Genomic DNA, 17,730 nt, shown 5'->3' on the forward strand with positions numbered 1-17,730 from the left:
CCAGAGGCTAAGGCCGGGTTAAGCCGTTCTCGTCCGGCCCGGACCCGCTGTCTGTCGGCCGCTGCTGCGGCAGCGGCGGTCCGAGCCGGAGCAGCACCTGAGCCCCGCCTCCCGGCCCGGTACGCAGCTCCAGCCGTCCGCCGCCGGCCTGCGCAGCGCGCCGGGCGATGTCCAGGCCGAGGCCGGTCGACCCGGCCGCGCTGGCGCCCCGCCGGACCGCCCCGGCCGGCATCCCCTGGCCCTCGTCGGTGATGGTGAGCAGCACCTGACCGGCCTCCGGGGCCAGCCGGACGGCGAAGGGCGTGCCGTCGGGGGTGTGCGCGAAGACGTTGCCGAGCAGGGCGTCCACGGCCGCTGCCAGGTCGTCGGGGGGCACACCGACGGGAAGCGGGCCGGGCGCCAGGTCGAGGGTGACGGCACGGCCGGTGTCCTCGGCCAGCACCGACCAGAACGCCACCCGGTCACCCACGATCGTCGCGGCGTCCGCGGTGACCGCTCCCGCCGGCGGGCGGCGCCACCGGGCCTGCCGGATCAGTCCGGTGACCGCCCGTTCGAGCCCGTCGGCGGCAGCGGTGATCCGGGCCGCGTCGTCCGGGTCGCGCAGCGACTCCGCCTCCAGCCGCAACGCCGTCAACGGTGTACGCAGCCGGTGCGACAGGTCGGCGACCTGCTCACGTTCCTGTAGCAGGAGCACCTGGATCCGGCCGGCCAGGTGGTTGAGCGCGCCGGCCACCTCGCGCAGCTCCGCCGGGCCGGCCGGCACCACCCGGGCGTCCAGCTCGGCGTTCGCCAGGCGGTTCGACACCGCGGAGAGTTCGCTGATCGGCCGGACCAAGGTGCGCGCCAGCCGGTCAGCGACGGCCAACCCGATCAGCACCAGGACCACTCCGAGCAGGGCCAGCACCAGCCAGGCCCGGGTCACCCCGCTGGTCAGCTCGTCGCGCGGGACCACGGTCCGGATCACCCCGGTGCCGTCCGCCCTGCCCTGCACCGCGATGACCACCTCCCGGCCGGCCGCCGACTCGCCGGTGAGGCTCTGCCCTCGCTCGGCGAGCGCCACGGCGGGCGTACGGGGTATCTGGGCGCCGAGCACCGTGCCGTCCGGCAGGAAGACGCTCACCGGCCGGCCGGACTCCGCGGCGAGCTGCTCGACGGTGAGCCGGATGGTCGCCGCGTCGGCGGTGCCGACCACCGGCACCAGGCTCTGCGCGTCGGCGGTGGCCCGGACCGTGGCACGGTCTTCGGCGACGGTGCGGACCAGCAGTGCCAGCGGCACCAGGAACGCGATCAGGGTGAGCACGCTGACCGCGGCGACCAGCAGCGCGAGGCGCGCCCTCACCGCTGCTCCCCCGGTGCCTCCAGCCGCACCCCGACGCCGCGTACGGTGTGCAGGTAGCGGGGCTGCACGGCGCTCTCGCCCAGCTTGCGGCGCAGCCAGGACAAATGCACGTCGACCGTCTTGTCGGCGCCGCCGTACGGGATCTGCCACACCTCGGTGAGCAGTTCACGCTTGGTGACCACCTGACCCGGCCGACCGGCGAGATGGTGCAGCAGGTCGAATTCGCGCGGAGTCAACTCCACCGCCGCCCCCTCCAGCGTGACCTGCCGGGCGCGTGGGTCGATCCGTAGCCCTCCCACGACGAGCGACGGGTCCGCCGCATCGGCTCCGGAAGGGGCCCGCCGGAGCACCGCCCGGACGCGGGCGTCGAGCTGTGCCGCGGTGAACGGCTTGACCACGTAGTCATCGGCGCCCGCGTCGAGGACCCGAACGATCTCGGTCTCGTCGTCGCGGGCCGTGGCCACGATGACCGGCACCGAGCTGACCGCGCGCAGCATCCGCAGCAGCTCCCGCCCGTCCAGATCCGGCAGGCCCAGGTCGAGCACGACGAGGTCGGGCCGGTCGTCCAGCGCGTCGCGGAGCCCGGCCATCGCGGTCGAGGCGGCGGCAACCGCGTGCCCGCGTTCCCGTAATGCCCGGATCAGCGGCGTACGGATCGTCAGGTCGTCCTCGATGAGCAGCAGGCGGGCCACAGGTGGCAGGCTAGCCGCTGCGGCCAGGGCCGGGGCGCGCGTTAACCCTGCCTTAGCGTCCGGATGTGCCGGCCACAACCATGGATCGGGGATAGTCAGGGGATGGGCCGTCGTTCGATCCTCGTCGCCACCGGGTGGGTGGCCACCGCCGCCGTGGCCACCCTGATCGGGTTGGGCGCGATCCGTCTGGTGGGTGAGAGCATCACCGGAACCCCAGGCGGGGTGCGCAGCGAGGCGGAAATCGAACGGGCACTCGCCTCGCCGGAGCCGGCGCCCGCCAGCACGACAGACGCCGCACCGTCCACGCCGGGCACGGCGAGCGCCGCGCCGACCGCCAGCTCCGGGGTCCGCCGGGGGTTCGCCACCACGGGCGGCACGGCCGTGGCCGAGTGCGGCGCCGGCGGGGTACGCCTCGTCTCCTGGGCTCCCGCGCAGGGCTACCGGGTCCGCGACGTGGATCGGGGCCCGGACGACGACGTCGAGGTCAAGTTCGAGGGGTCGGCCGGCGAGTACGAGCTGAAGGTGCGCTGCATCGGCTCGGAGCCGGTGGCCGTCGCCGACGACTGACGTCGCCGCAGGTCGGCGCCCTGAAAGGTTGGGGCCACCGCGCCTACTAACCCGCCGGCCACTCGCGATCTGCGGCCCTGCCCAGGGCGACCATGCGCAGCGTCTCCTCTCGACGGCGGACGAGCAGTGCCCCGGCCAGGAAGGTCGCCGGTGGGACGAGAACCAGCATCGCCCACTGCGCTGGCACCAGGGGGATGACGTGTCCCATGTGCATCGTGGAGGTGGCCCAGCCGGCGAGAGCGCCGTCGATCACCAGGGCGAGTGCCGCCACCGGCAGGAGCATGACGACGATCCGTCGGCGTACCCCGGGGGCGAGCGTGGCCAGCGCGACAAGCATGGCCAGCGCGGCGACCCCCAGACCAGCGACGTAGAGCCAGAGGACCAGTTCGCTGCTGGCCTCGATGCCGTAGAAGACCTGGTAGGACGCCCCGTCGACCGGGTCGAACGTGGGACTGGTCACCCGGTTGATCTCCAACAGCGCGACAATCGCGGCCGGCGCGAGCAGCAGTGCCACCAACCGGCGTACGCCCAGGAGCGCGAACAACCGGTAACGCGGCACTGGCACGGTCAGCGCGGCGGCCGCCACCACGGCGAGCGCGAACTGCGGCAGGGTGTCCACCACGTACGTCGGATTGCCGCCGGCCTGCGGGGCGACCAGCACGCCCCAGCCGATCACGCCAACCCAGGCCAGAGCGGCGGCAATCCAGCGCAACCCGACCAGCGCGGCCACGCAGACACCCGCCCAGCCGACCACCTGCAGCCAGTCGACCAGGTCGGGGCTGCCCGGCCGGAACCCCGGCGGCAGATTCGGATCCCGGATGCTCTGGTCGAGCAGCGATCTCCCGGCAAGAGCGAGCAGGACAAGCCCGATCAGCAGGCCCGTTACCGCCGCCGCGTCCGCCCAAGCCGACTCGGTGAACCCCCGTGCGCCCACCCGCAGCCGAGCCCGAAGCCCGGCGCCGACCAGATTCAGCACGTCACCGGCGGAGGGCCGTCGCTGGCCCGGTCGAGCGCCGGCGACGAGCACAGCCAGCATCTCGTCCTCGTACGCTCGACGGTGCTCCCACGGATAGACGGCCAGCAGCCGCCGGTATCGACGCTCCAGGTCGTCGCTGCTCACGCCGTGCCCCCCTCGATCCGCAGGCCACCACGGCGCAGCCGCACGCTGGCGGCGTCAGCGTTGTGTCGCAGGCGGGCGACCTCATCCGCGAGCCGACGCGCCCCCAGGGCGGTGAGCCGGTAGTAACGGCGCAACCGGGACTGCACCACCTCTTCGCGCTCGACCTCGATGAGGCCGTCAGCCCGGAGCCGGTCGAGAACGGCGTAGAGGGTGCCCGCACGCAGTCGCACCCGACCATCGGAGATATGTAGAACGTCCTCGATGACGGCATAGCCGTGCTTGGGTGACTCAGCCAACGCGGTGAGCACCAGGAACGTCGGCTCCCGGAGTGGACTCTCGGTCATACCGAGGAGAATATACCGGCTATCGGTATATACAAAGTCAAAGTCTTGCTTCCAGGACCCTGCCCGAGGATCTGCGGCCTGAACTACAGCGTGAGGTGTCACCAGCCGCTACGCGCCGCCGACCGCGTGTACCGGCTGCGCGACACCGGTCGGACCGCCTTCCACGACTCGGGCGGCGTGCACAACGACTTCCCCAGCAGCTGAACGGTGGCCGGCACGGGGATGCTCCGTGCCGGCCACGTCATCGGTGGTGGTTCAGCTGGCGTACGCCTCCAACTCCCAGAGCGAGTGTCCGTACGGGGTGCCCCGGGCGGTGCCGTAGATCCGCAGGTAGCGACCGTTGGCGCCGAGCGCGGTGTGCTCGTCCACGCCGCCGTCGGCCCCGGTCACCGTCTTCACGTTGCTCCAGGTGGTGCCGTCGTTCGAGGTCTGGATGATGTACGAGCTGCTGTACGCCGTCTCCCAGCTCAGCTTGACCCGGCCGATCGCGGTGGGGCTGCCGAGGTCGACCCGGATCCACTGCGGGTCGGAGAACGCGCTCGACCAGCGGGTGGTGAGGCTGCCGTCCACCGCCTGAGCGCCGGGCACGTCGGCCCCCTCGTTGCTGGAGGTCAGCGCCGGCTTGTTCAACAGCAGATTGGTACCGGGGCCGGTCGGGCCGCCGGTGCCGCCGTACACCTCGAACTCGAACAGGGAGTAGCCCCAGGCGGTGCCCCGGGTGGTGCCGGTGAGCCGGACGTACCGGCCGGAGCCGCTCAGCCCGGTCAGGTCGTCCACCCCGCCGTCGCCGCCGGTCACCGTCCGGATCGGGGTGAAGTTGACCCCGTCCGACGAGGTCTGGATCTGGTACCCACTGCCGTACGCCGCCTCCCAGGTCAGCTTGACCCGGTTGATGTTGTACGTGGCGCCCAGGTCCACGTCGATCCACTGCGGATCGCTGAAGGCGCTGCCCCAGCGGGTGCCGAGCACGCCGTCGAACGCGTTGGCCGCGACGAAGGCACCCTCGAAACTGGAGGCCCGAGCCGGTTTGCCCTGGGCCAGGTTGGTGCCCGGATCAGGATCCGGGTCCGGGTCGGGTCCGGGACCGCCGGGGCTGGTGGAGAGGGTGAACTCGTCCAGGTCGTACATCCCACCTCCGCCCTTGAACACCAGGAACAGGGTGCGGGTGCCGGTCGGGGCGGTGACCCCGCCGGTGACCGTGGCGAACGTGCCGTGCCCGCCGGTCGGTACCACGGTGGCCGAGCCGACCAGCGGCCCGGTGGGCGAGTCGACCCGCAGTTCCAGCGTGCCGCCGGCACCGGCCGGGGCGCCGGCCCGCGCGCTGAAGGACTGGATGCCGGTCAGGTTGTACGGCTGGAACGATATCCAGTCGTTGTTGTCGATGTAACCGATCGCGGAACCGCCGTGCGCGCTGCCCGGGGTGACGACCTGGATGCCGGACGAGTCGCCGAAGTGCTCGGCCTGGCGCACGCGCGGTTGCAGGACCGCCTGGGTGTGGGTGGTCAGCGGTGGCTGGCCGCCGCCGCCCAGGTCGGTGTACTCGGCGTCGATGATGCCGAAGATGTTCGCCGCGGTGTCGTGCTCGCCGTCGGCCGAGGTCTGGATGACCCCGGTGCAGCCCTGCACGCTGCCGAGTTGGTGGCCGTGCGAGTCATGACCGAGGACGTAGTTCACCTTCACCCGGGCGCAGTTGATCGCACCGTCCTGGGCGTCGGTGACGGTGACGTTGAACGGCACCGCGTCCCCGAAGGTGAACGTCTGCCCGTTCAACGGTGTGTTCACTCTGACCACCGGGGCGCTGTTGCCGACCGTGATGACCACGCTCGCGGTGGCCGTCTTGCCGGTGGTGTCCCGGACGGTCAGCGTCGGGCTGCGGGTCCCGTTGGTGGTGTACGTGAAGCTCGGGTTCGCCGCCGTCGAGTCGGTGGTGCCGTTGTTGTCGAAGTCCCAGGCGTAGGTGAACGGGTCACCGTCCGGGTCGAGTGTGCCGGCCGACGAGAACGCCACCGTCAGCGGCGCCGTACCGCTGGTCGGGGTGGCCGAGACCACCGCAACCGGCGCCCTGCCCTCGCGGGCGTACTCGATCCGGTACAGCGCCGAGTTGGCGTCGCCGTTGAACCAGCCGGTGCCGTAGTCGAGCACGTAGAGCGCCCCGTCCGGGCCGAACTCCATGTCCATGACCTGGGTGCCGGTCCACGGGAACGGGTTGATCTTCAGCGGTTGGCCGGCCGGGTCGAGCTTGATGTTCTTGATCCAGCGGCGGCCGAACTCGCCGGCGAAGTAGGTCCCGTCGTAGTACTGCGGGAACGCCACGTCGGAGGTGTTGTTCGGGTCGTACCGGTAGACCGGGCCGCCCATCGGGGACAGGCCGCCGCCGGTGAACTCCGGCGGGGAGCCGGAACCGCCGTACGGGAGCCACGCTGGGACGGCCGGCGGTAGCTGGGTGATGCCGGTGTTGTTGGGCGAGTTGTTCACCGGCCCGCCCGCGCAGTCGAACTTCGGCCCGGACGGGCCGGACGGGAAGGTGTAGTCGTTGTAGGCGTCGTTGCGGGCGGTGCAGTACGGCCAGCCGTAGAAGCCGGGCCGGTCGATCCGGGCGAACTCCACGTTGCCCGCCGGTCCCCGGTTCGGGTCGGCGGTGCCCGCGTCGGGACCGTAGTCACCGAGGTAGACGATGCCGGTGGCCCGGTCCACGCTCATCCGGAACGGGTTCCGGAAGCCCATCGCGTAGACCTCGGGGCGGGTCCGCGCGGTTCCCGGGGCGAACATGTTGCCGGCCGGGATGGTGTAGCCGCCCGCCGCGCTCGGCTTGATCCGGAGCACCTTGCCGCGGAGGTCGTTGCTGTTCGCCGAGGTGCGCTGGGCGTCGAAGGCCGGGTTGCGGCCGGCCCGCTCGTCGATCGGGGTGAACCCGGCCGAGTCGAACGGGTTGGTGTCGTCGCCGGTGGACAGGTACAGGTTGCCGGCCGCGTCGAAGTCCATGTCACCGCCGACGTGGCAGCACATGCCCCGGCTGGTCGGGACGTCCAGGACCAGCGTCTCGCTGGCCAGGTTGATGGTGTTGTCCGCGTTCACGGTGAACCGGGACAGCCGGTTGACGCCGTTCCAGACGGCGAAGTCGGCCGGCGTGCCGGTGGCCGGGGCACCGCCACCGGGAGTGCTCAATGGTGGCGCATAGTACGCGTACACCCAACGGTTGGTGGCGAAGTTCGGGTCGACCTTGATGCCCTGCAGGCCCTCCTCGTCCCCGGTGTAGACCGGCAGGGTGGCGGCGACCTTGGTGTTGCCGGCCGCGTCGGTGTGTCGGATCACGCCGTTGCGCGAGGTGTGCAGCACGCCCCGGTCGGGCAGCACGGTGAGGCTCATCGGCTCGCCGGTCTCGGCTGCGCCCTTGGCCAGCTCCACCTGCTGGAAGTTGCTGTTGACGGTGGGGCCGCAGTCGGCGTCGACCGCGCCGGCCGCGGTCATGATGCCGCCGAGCAGGTGCTGCCGGAAGTTCGCTTCGGTGTACGACGAGTCGGTGTGGCCGAGGCCGGTGTACCAGGACCGGCCGCCGGAGTAGTTCTGGCACCAGGAGATCGGGTGGTCGGACCCCATGCTCCCGCCGGTGTAGGTGCTCTCGTCCAGGGTTGCCAGCACGTGCACGTTGCCCCGGGGGTTGGCGCGGTAGTTGTACCACTCGTCCAGCCGGGTCCACCGCTGCGGCAGCGTCGCGGTGGACGGGTGTACCTGGTCGGCGACCTTGATGGTGGCGGTCTGGTCGGCCGGGTGCGAGGCGAAGTACGCCCCGACCAGCCCGCCGTACCAGGGCCAGTCGTACTCGGTGTCGGAGGCGGCGTGCACGCCCACGTACCCGCCACCGCCCTGGATGTAGCGCTCGAACGCGGCCTGCTGGGCGGCGTTGAGCACGTCGCCGGTGGTGGACAGCCAGATCACCGCGCCGAACCGGTCCAGGTTGGCGTCGGTGAACTGGGCCGAGTCCTCGGTGGTCTCGACGGTGAACCCGTTGGCGGCGCCGAGCTGCTGGATGGCGGTGATGCCGGGCGTGATGGATCCGTGCCGGAATCCGGCGGTCTTGCTGAACACCAGCACGGTGAACGGTGCGGCGCTGGCCGTGGGTGGCACGGCGACTATGCCGCCCACCACGAGGATCGTGCTCAGCACGGCGCCGAGCCACGATCTCAGGGATCTGCGCACGGTAGGTCCTTTCGCGGTGCGGGGGGACGGCGTGCGCCGATCACGCCTGGCGGTGGGAAGGGGGTGATGCGTGTCAATGCATCGTTGCGGCTGGATCACGGCCGCGTCAAGCACTCTCCCACCATCCGTGAGAGCGTTATCTCCGCAGCTCAGGGCCGACTGCGGCGGGCATGATCAGATTACGTTTTTCGGGCCTGTGATCCGTCCTGCGTGGGCCGACGCCTCGCCTGGTATCGATCGCCACTCGCGGATCTACTCCCGACACTTCACTCCGGCGCGCCATTGGATTCTTCATGTGTTGGAGAACAAAATGGGCGATACTACCCGTCATGCGTTCCGCCAGGCCGTCCACGTACGACGTGCTGCAGGTCGGAGATCGACAGGAGAAGGACCGACGTGTCTGAGAGCGAGAACCCCGCAATCCCCGCCCCGACTCCGAAGCCGAGTCGGCCGAGGGGCAACCAGGACTGGTGGCCGAATCAGCTGAACCTGCAGGTTCTCCATCAGCACTCACCCCGGGCCGACCCCATGGGCGAGTCCTTCAACTATGCCGAAGAGTTCAAGACCCTCGACGTCGACGCGCTGAAGCGGGACATCATCGAGGTGATGACGACGTCGCAGGACTGGTGGCCGGCCGACTACGGCCACTACGGGCCGCTCTTCATCCGGATGAGCTGGCACTCCGCCGGCACCTACCGCATCGAGGACGGTCGCGGCGGTGGTGGCGATGGCGCTCAACGCTTCGCCCCGCTGAACAGTTGGCCCGACAACGTGAACCTCGACAAGGCGCGCAGACTGCTCTGGCCGGTCAAGCAGAAGTACGGCCGGAAGATCTCCTGGGCCGACCTCCTGGTCTTCACCGGCAACTGTGCGCTGGAGTCGATGGGGTTCAAGACGTTCGGCTTCGGCTTCGGGCGCCACGACATCTGGGAGCCCGAGGAGATTTTCTGGGGGCCCGAGGACACCTGGCTCGGCGACGAGCGCTACAGCGGCGACCGGGAGCTCGCCGGTCGTCTCGGCGCCGTACAGATGGGGCTGATCTACGTGAACCCGGAGGGGCCGAACGGCACTCCGGACCCCCGGGCCTCGGCACGGGACATCCGCGAGACCTTCCGCCGGATGGCGATGAACGACGAGGAGACCGTCGCCCTCATCGCCGGGGGGCACACGTTCGGCAAGACCCACGGCGCCGCCCCCGCCGAGTACCTCGGTCCCGAGCCAGAGGGCTGCCCGGTCGAGGCCAACGGCCTCGGCTGGCGGAACACCTTCGGCAGCGGCAAGGGCAAGGACACGATCACCAGCGGGCTCGAGGGCGCGTGGACACCCACCCCGATCACCTGGGACAACAGCTTCTTCGAGACCCTGTTCGGCTTCGAGTGGGAGGTCACCGAGAGCCCCGCCGGCGCGAAGCAGTGGCGTCCGAAGGACGGCGCCGGTGCGCAGGCCGTGCCCGCCGCCCACGACCCCTCGGTCAGGTACGCGCCGATGATGGCGACGACGGACCTCGCGCTGCGCGTCGATCCCACGTACGAGCAGATCTCCCGGCGTTTCCTGGAGAACCCGGATCAGCTCGCGGACGCGTTCGCCAGGGCCTGGTACAAGCTGTTGCATCGCGACATGGGACCGGTTTCGCGCTACCTGGGCCCGTGGGTCCCGGAGCCGCAACTGTGGCAGGACCCCGTCCCGCCGGTCGATCACGAGCTGATCGGGGACGGGGACATCGCGGCCCTCAAGGACACGCTCCTCGCATCGGGACTGACCATCTCCCAGCTCGCCCAGACGGCGTGGGCGTCGGCCGCGAGCTTCCGGGGCACCGACCTGCGTGGCGGGGCCAACGGGGCGCGGATCCGCCTGGAGCCGCAGAAGAACTGGGAGGTCAACGAGCCGGCCCAGCTCGCCACGGTGCTGCAGACGCTGGCGCGGATCCAGCAGGAATTCAACACGTCGCAGTCCGGTGGGAAGAAGGTCTCGCTTGCCGACCTGATCGTCCTCGGCGGGTGCGCGGCCGTCGAGCAGGCCGCCAGGACCGCAGGGCACGACGTCACGGTCCCGTTCGCACCGGGGCGCACGGACGCCTCCCAGGAGCAGACCGACGTGGAGTCGTTCACCGTGCTCGAGCCGACGGCGGACGGCTTCCGCAACTACCTGCGAGCCGGACAGAAACTGTCGCCGGAGACCCTGCTGCTGGACCGGGCCAACCTGCTGGCGCTGACCGCCCCGGAGATGACGGTCCTGATCGGCGGCATGCGGGCCCTGAACGCCAACGTGGGACAGACAGGCCACGGCGTCCTCACCCACCGGCCCCAGACGTTGACGAACGACTTCTTCGTGAACCTGCTCGACATTGGCACGGAGTGGCAGGCAGCCACCTCGACCGAGAACGTCTACGAGGGTCGGGATCGCACCACGGGCGAGGTCAGGTGGACGGCCACCGCCGTCGACCTCGTCTTCGGGGCGAACTCCCAGCTTCGCGCCATCGCGGAGGTCTACGGCAGTGGCGACGGGCAGGACAAGTTCGTCCGCGACTTCGTCGCGGCGTGGGCCAAGGTCATGAACCTGGACCGGTACGACATCGCCTGACGGAATGGGCCCCGGCTCCTACGAGCGAGACCGGGGCCCTCGCCCCTGCCGTGGCGCGGTGGGTCGGGGCAGGCCGTGGGCGACCAGTTCGACGGTGAGGACGACGGCGACGGCCTCCACGGCGAGCAGTCCGACGAGCACGACCAGCTGCGTCACCCCGGCGGCGAGCGGGCTCGCCCCGCCGAGCAGCATCCCGACGAACGCGCCGGGCAGGGTCACCAGGCCCACCGTCCGGGTCTGGTCCAGTGCCGGGACCAGTGCCTGGCCGGCCGCCGGACGGCACACCAGCAACACCGCGTCCCGGGGCAGCAGACCCAGAGCCAGGCCGGCCTCCACCTCACCGCGCCGACTGGTCAGCTCGTCCAGCGCCCGGCGGCCGGCCAGCGAGGTCGCCGTCATCGCCCCGCCGATCAGGATTCCCGCGATTGGAATGATCGCGATACCGCGCAGCGGCACCAGACCCGCCAACAGCAGCCCCACCACCACCAGCATGCTGCCCACGACGATCGGCGCACCGGCCCACCAACCCCGCCGGCCGCCCGTGACACGTCGGCCGGAGGTGGCCGTGGCCACCGCGCACATCAGGGCCACGAACGCGGCCGTGGCCCACAGTGACGCCACGATGGCCGCGATCAGCAGCGACACCGCGCCCAGCTGGATCGCGGCACGGACGGCGGCGACCATGATCTGCCGGCCGTGACCCAACTCCCCCACCGTCACGACGACCGCCGCCACGAGGGTCAACACCACCAGCGCCACGCCAAGCTTCGGGCCGACCACCAGCATCGTCGAGGACATGAAAGCAGTCTTCCGCCGTTGATCGGCGATCACCATGCCGTGCTGTCCGTTGCATGGTTCAGCTCGCGACGGCGACCGGCTCCGGCTTCGGGTCCCGTGAACGTCGCTCGGCCGCGAAGCTGGCGGCGGCCAGGCCCAGCCCGAGGACCGCCAGGACCACGCCCACCCGGGCCGGGGCGAGGTAGCCGAGCCCGGCGGCGATGGCGACGCTGCCCAGGGCAGCGCCCAGGCTGTTCGCGATGTTCATGGCCGACTGGTTCATGGCCGCACCCATCAGCTGGGCTCCGGGGGCGACCGTGATCAGGCGCGCCTGCAGGACCGGGCCGAGGAAGAGACTGGTCGCGCCGACCAGGAACGCACCCACGAACAGGCCGACCTGCGTCGATGCCATGAGGCTGAACGCGGCAATGCTCACGATCATCGCGATGAAGCCGACCATCATGCTCCGGCGCAGGTCCCGGTCGGCGAGCCAGCCGCCCAGGGCGTTGCCGACGGTCATGCCGAGGCCCACCGCCACCAGCGCCCACGGCACCGTCGTGGTCGAGAGGCCGGCAACGTCGGTGGTGACCGGGGCGATGTAGGTGTTGACCGCGAAGAATCCGGCGAAGCCGACCGCCCCCGTGGCCGCGACCAGCCAGACCTGCGAGGTCCGCAGCGCCCTGAGTTCGGCGGCCGGCGAGCCGTCCACCGCGGCGGCGATCTCTGGGACGACCGCCACCACTGCCAGCAGGGTGAGCAGGAAGACTCCGGCGATCACCAGATAGGCCGTGCGCCAACCGGCCGCCTGCCCGAGCCGGGTGATCAGCGGTACGCCGACCACGTTGGCCGCGGTCAAGCCGCTGAGCACCGTGGCGAAGCCACGGGCCTCTCTGCCGGGGCCCATCAGGGCCGCCGCGAGCAGGCCGGCCGCTCCGAAGTACGCGCCGTGCGGCAGCGCCGCGACGAATCGCGCCACCAGCACCAGGCCGAACGTCGGGGCGATCGCGGACGCGATCGTGCCGACGGTGAAGAGGACGAGCAGTCCGAGCACGAGCTTCTTGCGGGGTACGCGCGCGCTCAGCACGGCGATCAGGGGAGCGCCGACGACCACGCCGAGCGCGTACGCGGTGATCATCCAGCCACCCCGGGCCACCGCGCCCGACGACGACTGGGCGTACTGCTCGGGGAGCAGGCCGCGCGCGATCTCGGGCAGCAGGCCCATCGCCACGAACTCCGTCAAGCCGACCGCGACGCCACCCAGCGCCAGGGCCGCCACCGCCGCCAGGCGCCGACCTCTGCTCAATCCGTTCATGGGAGAGAATTTAGCAACAGCGTTGCGTAATATGGTGGTGAGATGATTCGCACCACTGCCGACGTGACGTTCCTTCGCGGCTACAACCAGGCGCTCGTCATGGCGGTGGGGCGCACCGTGCGCACGTTCGAACGGTCGACCATCGTCAACGCCACCGGCCTGACACCGCAGGCGGTCTCCAAGGTCATCGCCCGCCTGGTCGCCGACGGCCTGATCCGTTCCGCCGGCGTCCGCCGCCCGGGCATCGGCAAGCCCGCGGTCGTCTACGAGTTGGTCCCCGACAGCCGGTACGCGATCGGTGCCCACGTCGCCCGGCGGACCCTGCGGCTGGTCCTGGTCGACCTTGCCGGCACCGTGCACCACTCGGCGGTCAGACCGCTGCCCAGCGACTTCACCCCGGCGCAGCTTCTGGACGCCCTGAAGTCCGGCATCGACGCGATCACCGGCATCGACGGTCTCCGTGACCGGCTGACCGGCGTGGGCATCGGCATGATCGGCCCACTGGACCACGAGAATGGCCTGGTCCGGGACGCGCACGGCCTGCGGCACTGGCACGACGTACCGCTGCGCGAGATCGCGGAGGCGCACCTCGGCCTACCGGTGCATCTCGACAAGGAGGTCACCGCGGGAATCACGGCGGAGGCATGGCGGCACGGCGGAAAGTTCGGCGACGCAGCCCTCATCATGATCGAGTCAGGCATCGGCGGAGGCTTCTGGCTGGGCGGCGCCGCCCACCGCGGCGCCCACACCAACGCCGGAGAGTTCGGCCACACCGTCGTCGATCTGGACGGGCCGCTCTGCGTCTGCGGACGCCACGGATGCCTGGAGATCGTCCACAGCCACGCCGCCGAGGCTGGCGACATCCCACGCGCGGCCCGCGTCCTGGCCGTCGGCGTCGTCAACCTGCTCCAGACACTCGACCTCGCCCACGTGGTGCTGGCGGGCGCAGACCTGCTGCGGCACGCGGAGGTCTACCTCGCCGCGGTCGAGAAGGCCGTCCATGCGGACGTGCGACGCGCGGACTGGCTCACCACGGACGTCACACTGTCGAGCCTGGGCGCGGACGTGATGGCCGCGGGCGCTGCCATGCAGGTCCTCGACGAGCACTACGGCATTCCGGGTCTCGCCCAACTCCAGCCGCACGCCTAGGGCCCACGTCTTCCACGGCACCGTCACCGTCGCCGCGATCTGGCTCTGGCTCTGGCTTCGTCCATGTTCCGCCGGATGCAAGCCGGCGGTGAGGCGCTCGAAATACCAGTGGTGCAACGCCGCTGTGCGCCATTACCGTGCTGCGCAACCAAGCCGTCTAGGCAAGGACGTGCCGTTGTACACCCTGTGAGACCTCCCGAGCGCTGATTTGTCGCGCGTCGCGCATGCGCGCCGCGCTCCTTTTTGCTGCGGACTTCTCACTGAAACCGGTGTACTTCTGTGCTCAAAAACTGGGTGGTCGTGCCCACCTGCCTGCCGCTCGTTCGCCGCCGTTGCCACGCGTGCGCGTCCGAGCTCTTCCGGGCAAGCGGTAAATTTCGCGTCAACGCCAACCACAAACTCATCGACGTCTGGCTCCTCGCGCTCTGTACCGGTTGCGGGGCAACGGCAAAGCTCACGGTCCTGGAGCGGTCGACTGTGCGCTCCATACGACCTGAACTGCTGGACCGGCTGCACGACAACGACCCTGGCCTGGCAGCTGAGCTGCTCCAGGATCCGGTCGTGCAGCGCCGTAATCGCATCGCCCTCGACTGGGACAATGCCTGGCGCCTCGACACCGGCGGATCGGATCACCTGGACCGCGAGGTGATCGACGTCTCGGTCCGCTTTGCGGCGCGGATCCCTGTCCGGCCGGTGCGACTGATCGCTGAAGGGTGCGGTCTTTCGAGGGCCGAGGTCGAGAGACTGATCAAGGACGAAAGACTCGTCTCGGCAGTCCGGCTGAGCGGCAAGCTCTCCGGCGACTTCACCTTCACGCTCAAGCGCTGACCCCTCCTCGGGACCACGGGCCTGTCCGGCATATCCGCCGGACAGGCCCGTGCAGCAGCGGGCCTTCGCGCGTCGACGCGTGGCTGGCAGCTCCGTCCCTCGTGGACGCGTCGGAGGGCCGTACACCCAGCGTTCCGGCGGTGGCCACGCTCAATCGATCATGAGTTCGGGTGTGCTTCCTACCGTTCCGAGCATGACTGTCCTTCCCGCATCATCGCCGCTCGGCCGTGCCGCGACGAGGTTCGTCGCGACACGTACCCGGGCCGCCGCCGTCATCGCCGCACTCGCCGTCACCGGCGCGGCCGTCGCGGTGGCCGTCGCCACCTCCTCGCCCGCCACCGCCGAACCGGGCAACGTCGTCGTCTCGGACAACTTCAACTCCGGGTCGCTTCCCGCCGGTTGGAAGGCGATCGACGGCGCCTGGAAGGTCGAGAACGGCCGCCTGTACGGAACCTCCGCAAGCTCGGGCGAGAACAACAAGATCACTTTTGGTCGGCACCTGAACGACTTCCGGCTCGAGGCGACCATGCGTTTCGAGTCGGTCTCCGCCGCCACCCGCTGGGCCTCGCTCGGCATCGACGTCCCGGCCGACGGCGCCACCCCGTGGTGGATCGCCACCATGCGCAGTGGCACGACCGCCGCCAACGGTCTCGAGTTCGCCCAGCGGACCACGGCCAACGCCTGGGTGGTGACGAACACCGCCTCCGCCCCGTACGCCGCCGGCACCGGTCGGGACGTCCGCGTCGCCGTCGAGGTGCACGGCAACCAGGCCCGCTGGATCTTCGACGGGCGAGAGGCGATGCGCACGAACAGCCTCCAGCGCTCCACCGACGGCGTTCAGGCGCTCTTCGTCAACGGCGCCACCGTCTCGTACGACGACGTCATCGTCACCGAACTGCCCCCGAACGGCTACATCCGCCCCGAGGGCAGCCCGTTCACCGTGATCGCGCACCGCGGCGCGTCCGCCGCCGCACCGGAGAACACCCTGGTCGCGCAGGAGATCGCGCGCAGGGGCGGCGCCGACTGGATCGAGAACGACGTCCAGCCGAGCAAGGACGGCGTCCCGTTCATCCTGCACGACGGGACGGTCGACCGGACCACCGACGGGACCGGCGCCATCCGCGACCTGACTGCCGCGCAGATCAAGGCGCTCGACGCCGGTTCGTGGTTCGGCCCGCACTACCTTGGTGAGCGGGTGCCCACCCTGGCCGAGCAGCTCGCCGACCTGCGTACCCGGGGCGGCAACCTGCTCGTGGAGATCAAGGGCAAGCACACGAAGGACGAGGTCGCGACGATCATCCAGGTGATCCGGGACGAGCAGATGATGGGCCGGGTCTTCATCCAGAGCTTCGAGGTCGACGCGCTCCGGTACACCTACGAACTCGCCCCCGAACTGCCGCTCGGCCTGCTGCGCAGCAGCCTCGACGCCGACCCGGTGGCGATCTCGAAGGAGCTGCACCTGACCGCGTACAACCCGGACGGCAACGCGCTGCTGGCCAAGCCGGAGATCGTCGCGCCGTTGCACGCCGCCGGGGTGGCAGTGATGGCCTGGACGATGGACTCCGCCGGCCTGTGGCAGCGGTTGGAGCGGATCGGCACCGATGCGGTCATCACCAACCGCGCATCCGAACTGGTCGGCTGGAACTCGGCGTTCATGCAGCGGCCTTCCGCCGACCCGACCGTGGAGATCACGTCGCCGGCCGACGGGGCACGGCTCGACCGGGCCCAGTCCCCCGTGATCGCGGTCGCCGCGACCAACGCGGACACCGTCACCGTCACGGTCGACGGCGGGCAGTCGGCCGCCGGGCGCACGCTCGACCTGGTCAAGCTGACCGCGGGTAGGCACACCGTCCGCACCGAGGTGACCGGGCCCGAGGGCACCGCGACCGCGACCAGCACGTTCACCGTGACGGTGAGCCAGGCCGGGCTCGGCTACCTGATCCTCACCTCCGGCGCGGAGCCGGCTGCCATCACCGCGATGACGACCAAGCTGGCCCACGCCCAGTACGCCCAGTTGGCCACCTACGTCGACCGGCAGGCCGGCAAGCTGGTACCGGCCGAGGTGGCCAGTGTCATCGCCGCCGACGCTCGGACCCTCGCCCTGAAGTAGCCCGTCGCCACACTGTGAAGTCCCCGCCGTCGATGTCGACGGCGGGGATTTTCGTCGGGCCACTGCTACTCCCCCGCCTCGGCCTCGTCACGAGCGGATGGTGAACCGTGTCGCGCCTCAGGCGCGCCAGACTGCGGGCGCGCTGGCCAGGGCGGCCTCCTGGTAGGGCGTCCGCGGCGAGTTGCCGACGAGGACCTCCACCGGCCACTTCTGCTTCAGCGAGACCCACAGCTGCGTCATCACGCCCGAGTACGTCGCAAGCTCATCCGTGCCCTCGGCCACCTGCAACACGTACAACCACGCCGCCGCGTCGGGTGCGCCGTCGAGCGGGGCCCGCCAGGCGCGGTGCAGGCTGCGGCCGTGTCGGCGCGGGGCATCGGCGGACAGGAGGGTGTCGGCCGGAGTCGGGTCGGGGGCGTCCGCGGGGCCGATCGGGCTGAACCGGTACGGCGGTGCAGGCACCTCGGCGATGAGCGGCACGTCGGCCAGGTCGGAGCCGTCGGGGTCGCCGACGAAGGAACGCATCAGCGTCTGTTCCTCAAGGGTGATGCCGACCCCGTAGTAGGCGAGGCTGAGCAGGAGCGTGTTGTCGGCCAGGTCGAACTCACCCGCGGCATAGTTCTCGCGCACGGTGCCGAGGATGTCGTCGGACAGCCGGCCCGCGAGCCGCCGGCACACCTCGGTGACCGTCGCGTAGGTCTTCGCATCCATCGTG

Annotated in this window: 13 protein-coding genes; 5 read left to right on the forward strand and 8 right to left on the reverse strand. The window is 70.7% G+C overall.

The window, feature by feature from the left end; genetic code table 11:
* Positions 1-7: 7 nt before the first annotated feature.
* Together OG470_RS30735 and OG470_RS30740 are read right to left on the reverse strand one after the other, a co-directional pair.
* Positions 8-1,339 carry a sensor histidine kinase gene (locus tag OG470_RS30735; protein WP_328417936.1) on the reverse strand — a complete coding sequence of 444 codons (1,332 nt, stop codon included), beginning with the start codon at positions 1,337-1,339 and terminating at the stop codon, positions 8-10.
* Complete coding sequence (locus OG470_RS30740; RefSeq protein ID WP_328417938.1) at positions 1,336-2,031, reverse strand: response regulator transcription factor; 696 nt, start codon at positions 2,029-2,031, stop codon at positions 1,336-1,338. The genes OG470_RS30735 and OG470_RS30740 overlap by 4 nt, the downstream gene beginning before the upstream one ends.
* A gap of 102 nt (positions 2,032-2,133) precedes the next feature.
* On the opposite strand from OG470_RS30740, the gene OG470_RS30745 reads away from it, so the two are divergent.
* Positions 2,134-2,598, forward strand: coding sequence for a septum formation initiator (locus tag OG470_RS30745; RefSeq protein WP_328417939.1), 465 nt, complete (start codon positions 2,134-2,136; stop codon positions 2,596-2,598).
* Between the two features lie 46 nt (positions 2,599-2,644).
* Here the strand turns inward: OG470_RS30745 and OG470_RS30750 are convergent, their stop codons facing one another.
* The 3 genes from OG470_RS30750 to OG470_RS30760 all read right to left on the reverse strand — a co-directional run bounded on the left by OG470_RS30750 (position 2,645) and on the right by OG470_RS30760 (position 8,259).
* Positions 2,645-3,718: a hypothetical protein gene (locus OG470_RS30750; RefSeq protein ID WP_328417941.1), complete on the reverse strand. Its 1,074-nt coding sequence runs from the start codon at positions 3,716-3,718 to the stop codon at positions 2,645-2,647.
* Entirely contained in the window at positions 3,715-4,062 is a 348-nt protein-coding gene (locus OG470_RS30755) for a PadR family transcriptional regulator (RefSeq protein ID WP_328417943.1), read from the reverse strand. Before OG470_RS30755 ends, OG470_RS30750 begins: the two co-directional genes overlap by 4 nt.
* Before the next feature lie 255 nt (positions 4,063-4,317).
* Positions 4,318-8,259 (reverse strand): ThuA domain-containing protein, encoded by a 3,942-nt coding sequence (locus OG470_RS30760; RefSeq protein WP_328417945.1) that lies wholly within the window; start codon positions 8,257-8,259, stop codon positions 4,318-4,320.
* 396 nt (positions 8,260-8,655) lie between these two features.
* Between OG470_RS30760 and katG the strand changes: the two genes are divergently transcribed.
* A complete protein-coding gene (katG, locus tag OG470_RS30765) occupies positions 8,656-10,839 on the forward strand; it encodes a catalase/peroxidase HPI (protein ID WP_328417947.1) in 2,184 nt (727 codons plus the stop codon).
* 18 nt (positions 10,840-10,857) lie between these two features.
* On the opposite strand, the gene OG470_RS30770 is transcribed toward katG, so the two are convergent.
* On the reverse strand, positions 10,858-11,637 hold the full coding sequence (locus OG470_RS30770; protein ID WP_328417949.1) for an ABC transporter permease: 780 nt from the start codon (positions 11,635-11,637) through the stop codon (positions 10,858-10,860).
* Positions 11,638-11,695: 58 nt separating this feature from the next.
* Positions 11,696-12,928, reverse strand: coding sequence for an MFS transporter (locus OG470_RS30775; protein ID WP_328417951.1), 1,233 nt, complete (start codon positions 12,926-12,928; stop codon positions 11,696-11,698).
* A 42-nt stretch (positions 12,929-12,970) separates the two neighbouring features.
* Between OG470_RS30775 and OG470_RS30780 the strand changes: the two genes are divergently transcribed.
* The 3 genes from OG470_RS30780 (at position 12,971) to OG470_RS30790 (ending at position 17,015) form a co-directional block, all read left to right on the forward strand.
* On the forward strand, positions 12,971-14,077 hold the full coding sequence (locus OG470_RS30780) for an ROK family transcriptional regulator (RefSeq protein ID WP_328417953.1): 1,107 nt from the start codon (positions 12,971-12,973) through the stop codon (positions 14,075-14,077).
* 279 nt (positions 14,078-14,356) lie between these two features.
* Positions 14,357-14,905: a DUF1062 domain-containing protein gene (locus tag OG470_RS30785; protein ID WP_328417955.1), complete on the forward strand. Its 549-nt coding sequence runs from the start codon at positions 14,357-14,359 to the stop codon at positions 14,903-14,905.
* A 193-nt stretch (positions 14,906-15,098) separates the two neighbouring features.
* The gene (locus tag OG470_RS30790) at positions 15,099-17,015 is read left to right on the forward strand and encodes a glycerophosphodiester phosphodiesterase (protein ID WP_328417957.1); all 1,917 of its coding nucleotides are present in this window, start codon (positions 15,099-15,101) and stop codon (positions 17,013-17,015) included.
* Positions 17,016-17,132: 117 nt separating this feature from the next.
* Here the strand turns inward: OG470_RS30790 and OG470_RS30795 are convergent, their stop codons facing one another.
* On the reverse strand, positions 17,133-17,726 hold the full coding sequence (locus OG470_RS30795; RefSeq protein ID WP_328417959.1) for a hypothetical protein: 594 nt from the start codon (positions 17,724-17,726) through the stop codon (positions 17,133-17,135).
* Between the last annotated feature and the right edge of the window lie 4 nt (positions 17,727-17,730).

The sequence above is a fragment of the Micromonospora sp. NBC_00389 genome, assembly GCF_036059255.1.
In the GTDB taxonomy this organism is placed as follows: domain Bacteria; phylum Actinomycetota; class Actinomycetes; order Mycobacteriales; family Micromonosporaceae; genus Micromonospora.

What these genes read in the sequence shown, in the direction of transcription:
- OG470_RS30790 (WP_328417957.1), top strand. Translation starts at nt 15,099, where the DNA reads ATGACTGTCCTTCCCGCATCATCGCCGCTCGGCCGTGCCGCGACGAGG.
- OG470_RS30775 (WP_328417951.1), bottom strand. Translation starts at nt 12,928, where the DNA reads ATGAACGGATTGAGCAGAGGTCGGCGCCTGGCGGCGGTGGCGGCCCTG.
- OG470_RS30770 (WP_328417949.1), bottom strand. Translation starts at nt 11,637, where the DNA reads ATGTCCTCGACGATGCTGGTGGTCGGCCCGAAGCTTGGCGTGGCGCTG.
- OG470_RS30780 (WP_328417953.1), top strand. Translation starts at nt 12,971, where the DNA reads ATGATTCGCACCACTGCCGACGTGACGTTCCTTCGCGGCTACAACCAG.
- OG470_RS30755 (WP_328417943.1), bottom strand. Translation starts at nt 4,062, where the DNA reads ATGACCGAGAGTCCACTCCGGGAGCCGACGTTCCTGGTGCTCACCGCG.
- OG470_RS30745 (WP_328417939.1), top strand. Translation starts at nt 2,134, where the DNA reads ATGGGCCGTCGTTCGATCCTCGTCGCCACCGGGTGGGTGGCCACCGCC.
- OG470_RS30795 (WP_328417959.1), bottom strand. Translation starts at nt 17,726, where the DNA reads ATGGATGCGAAGACCTACGCGACGGTCACCGAGGTGTGCCGGCGGCTC.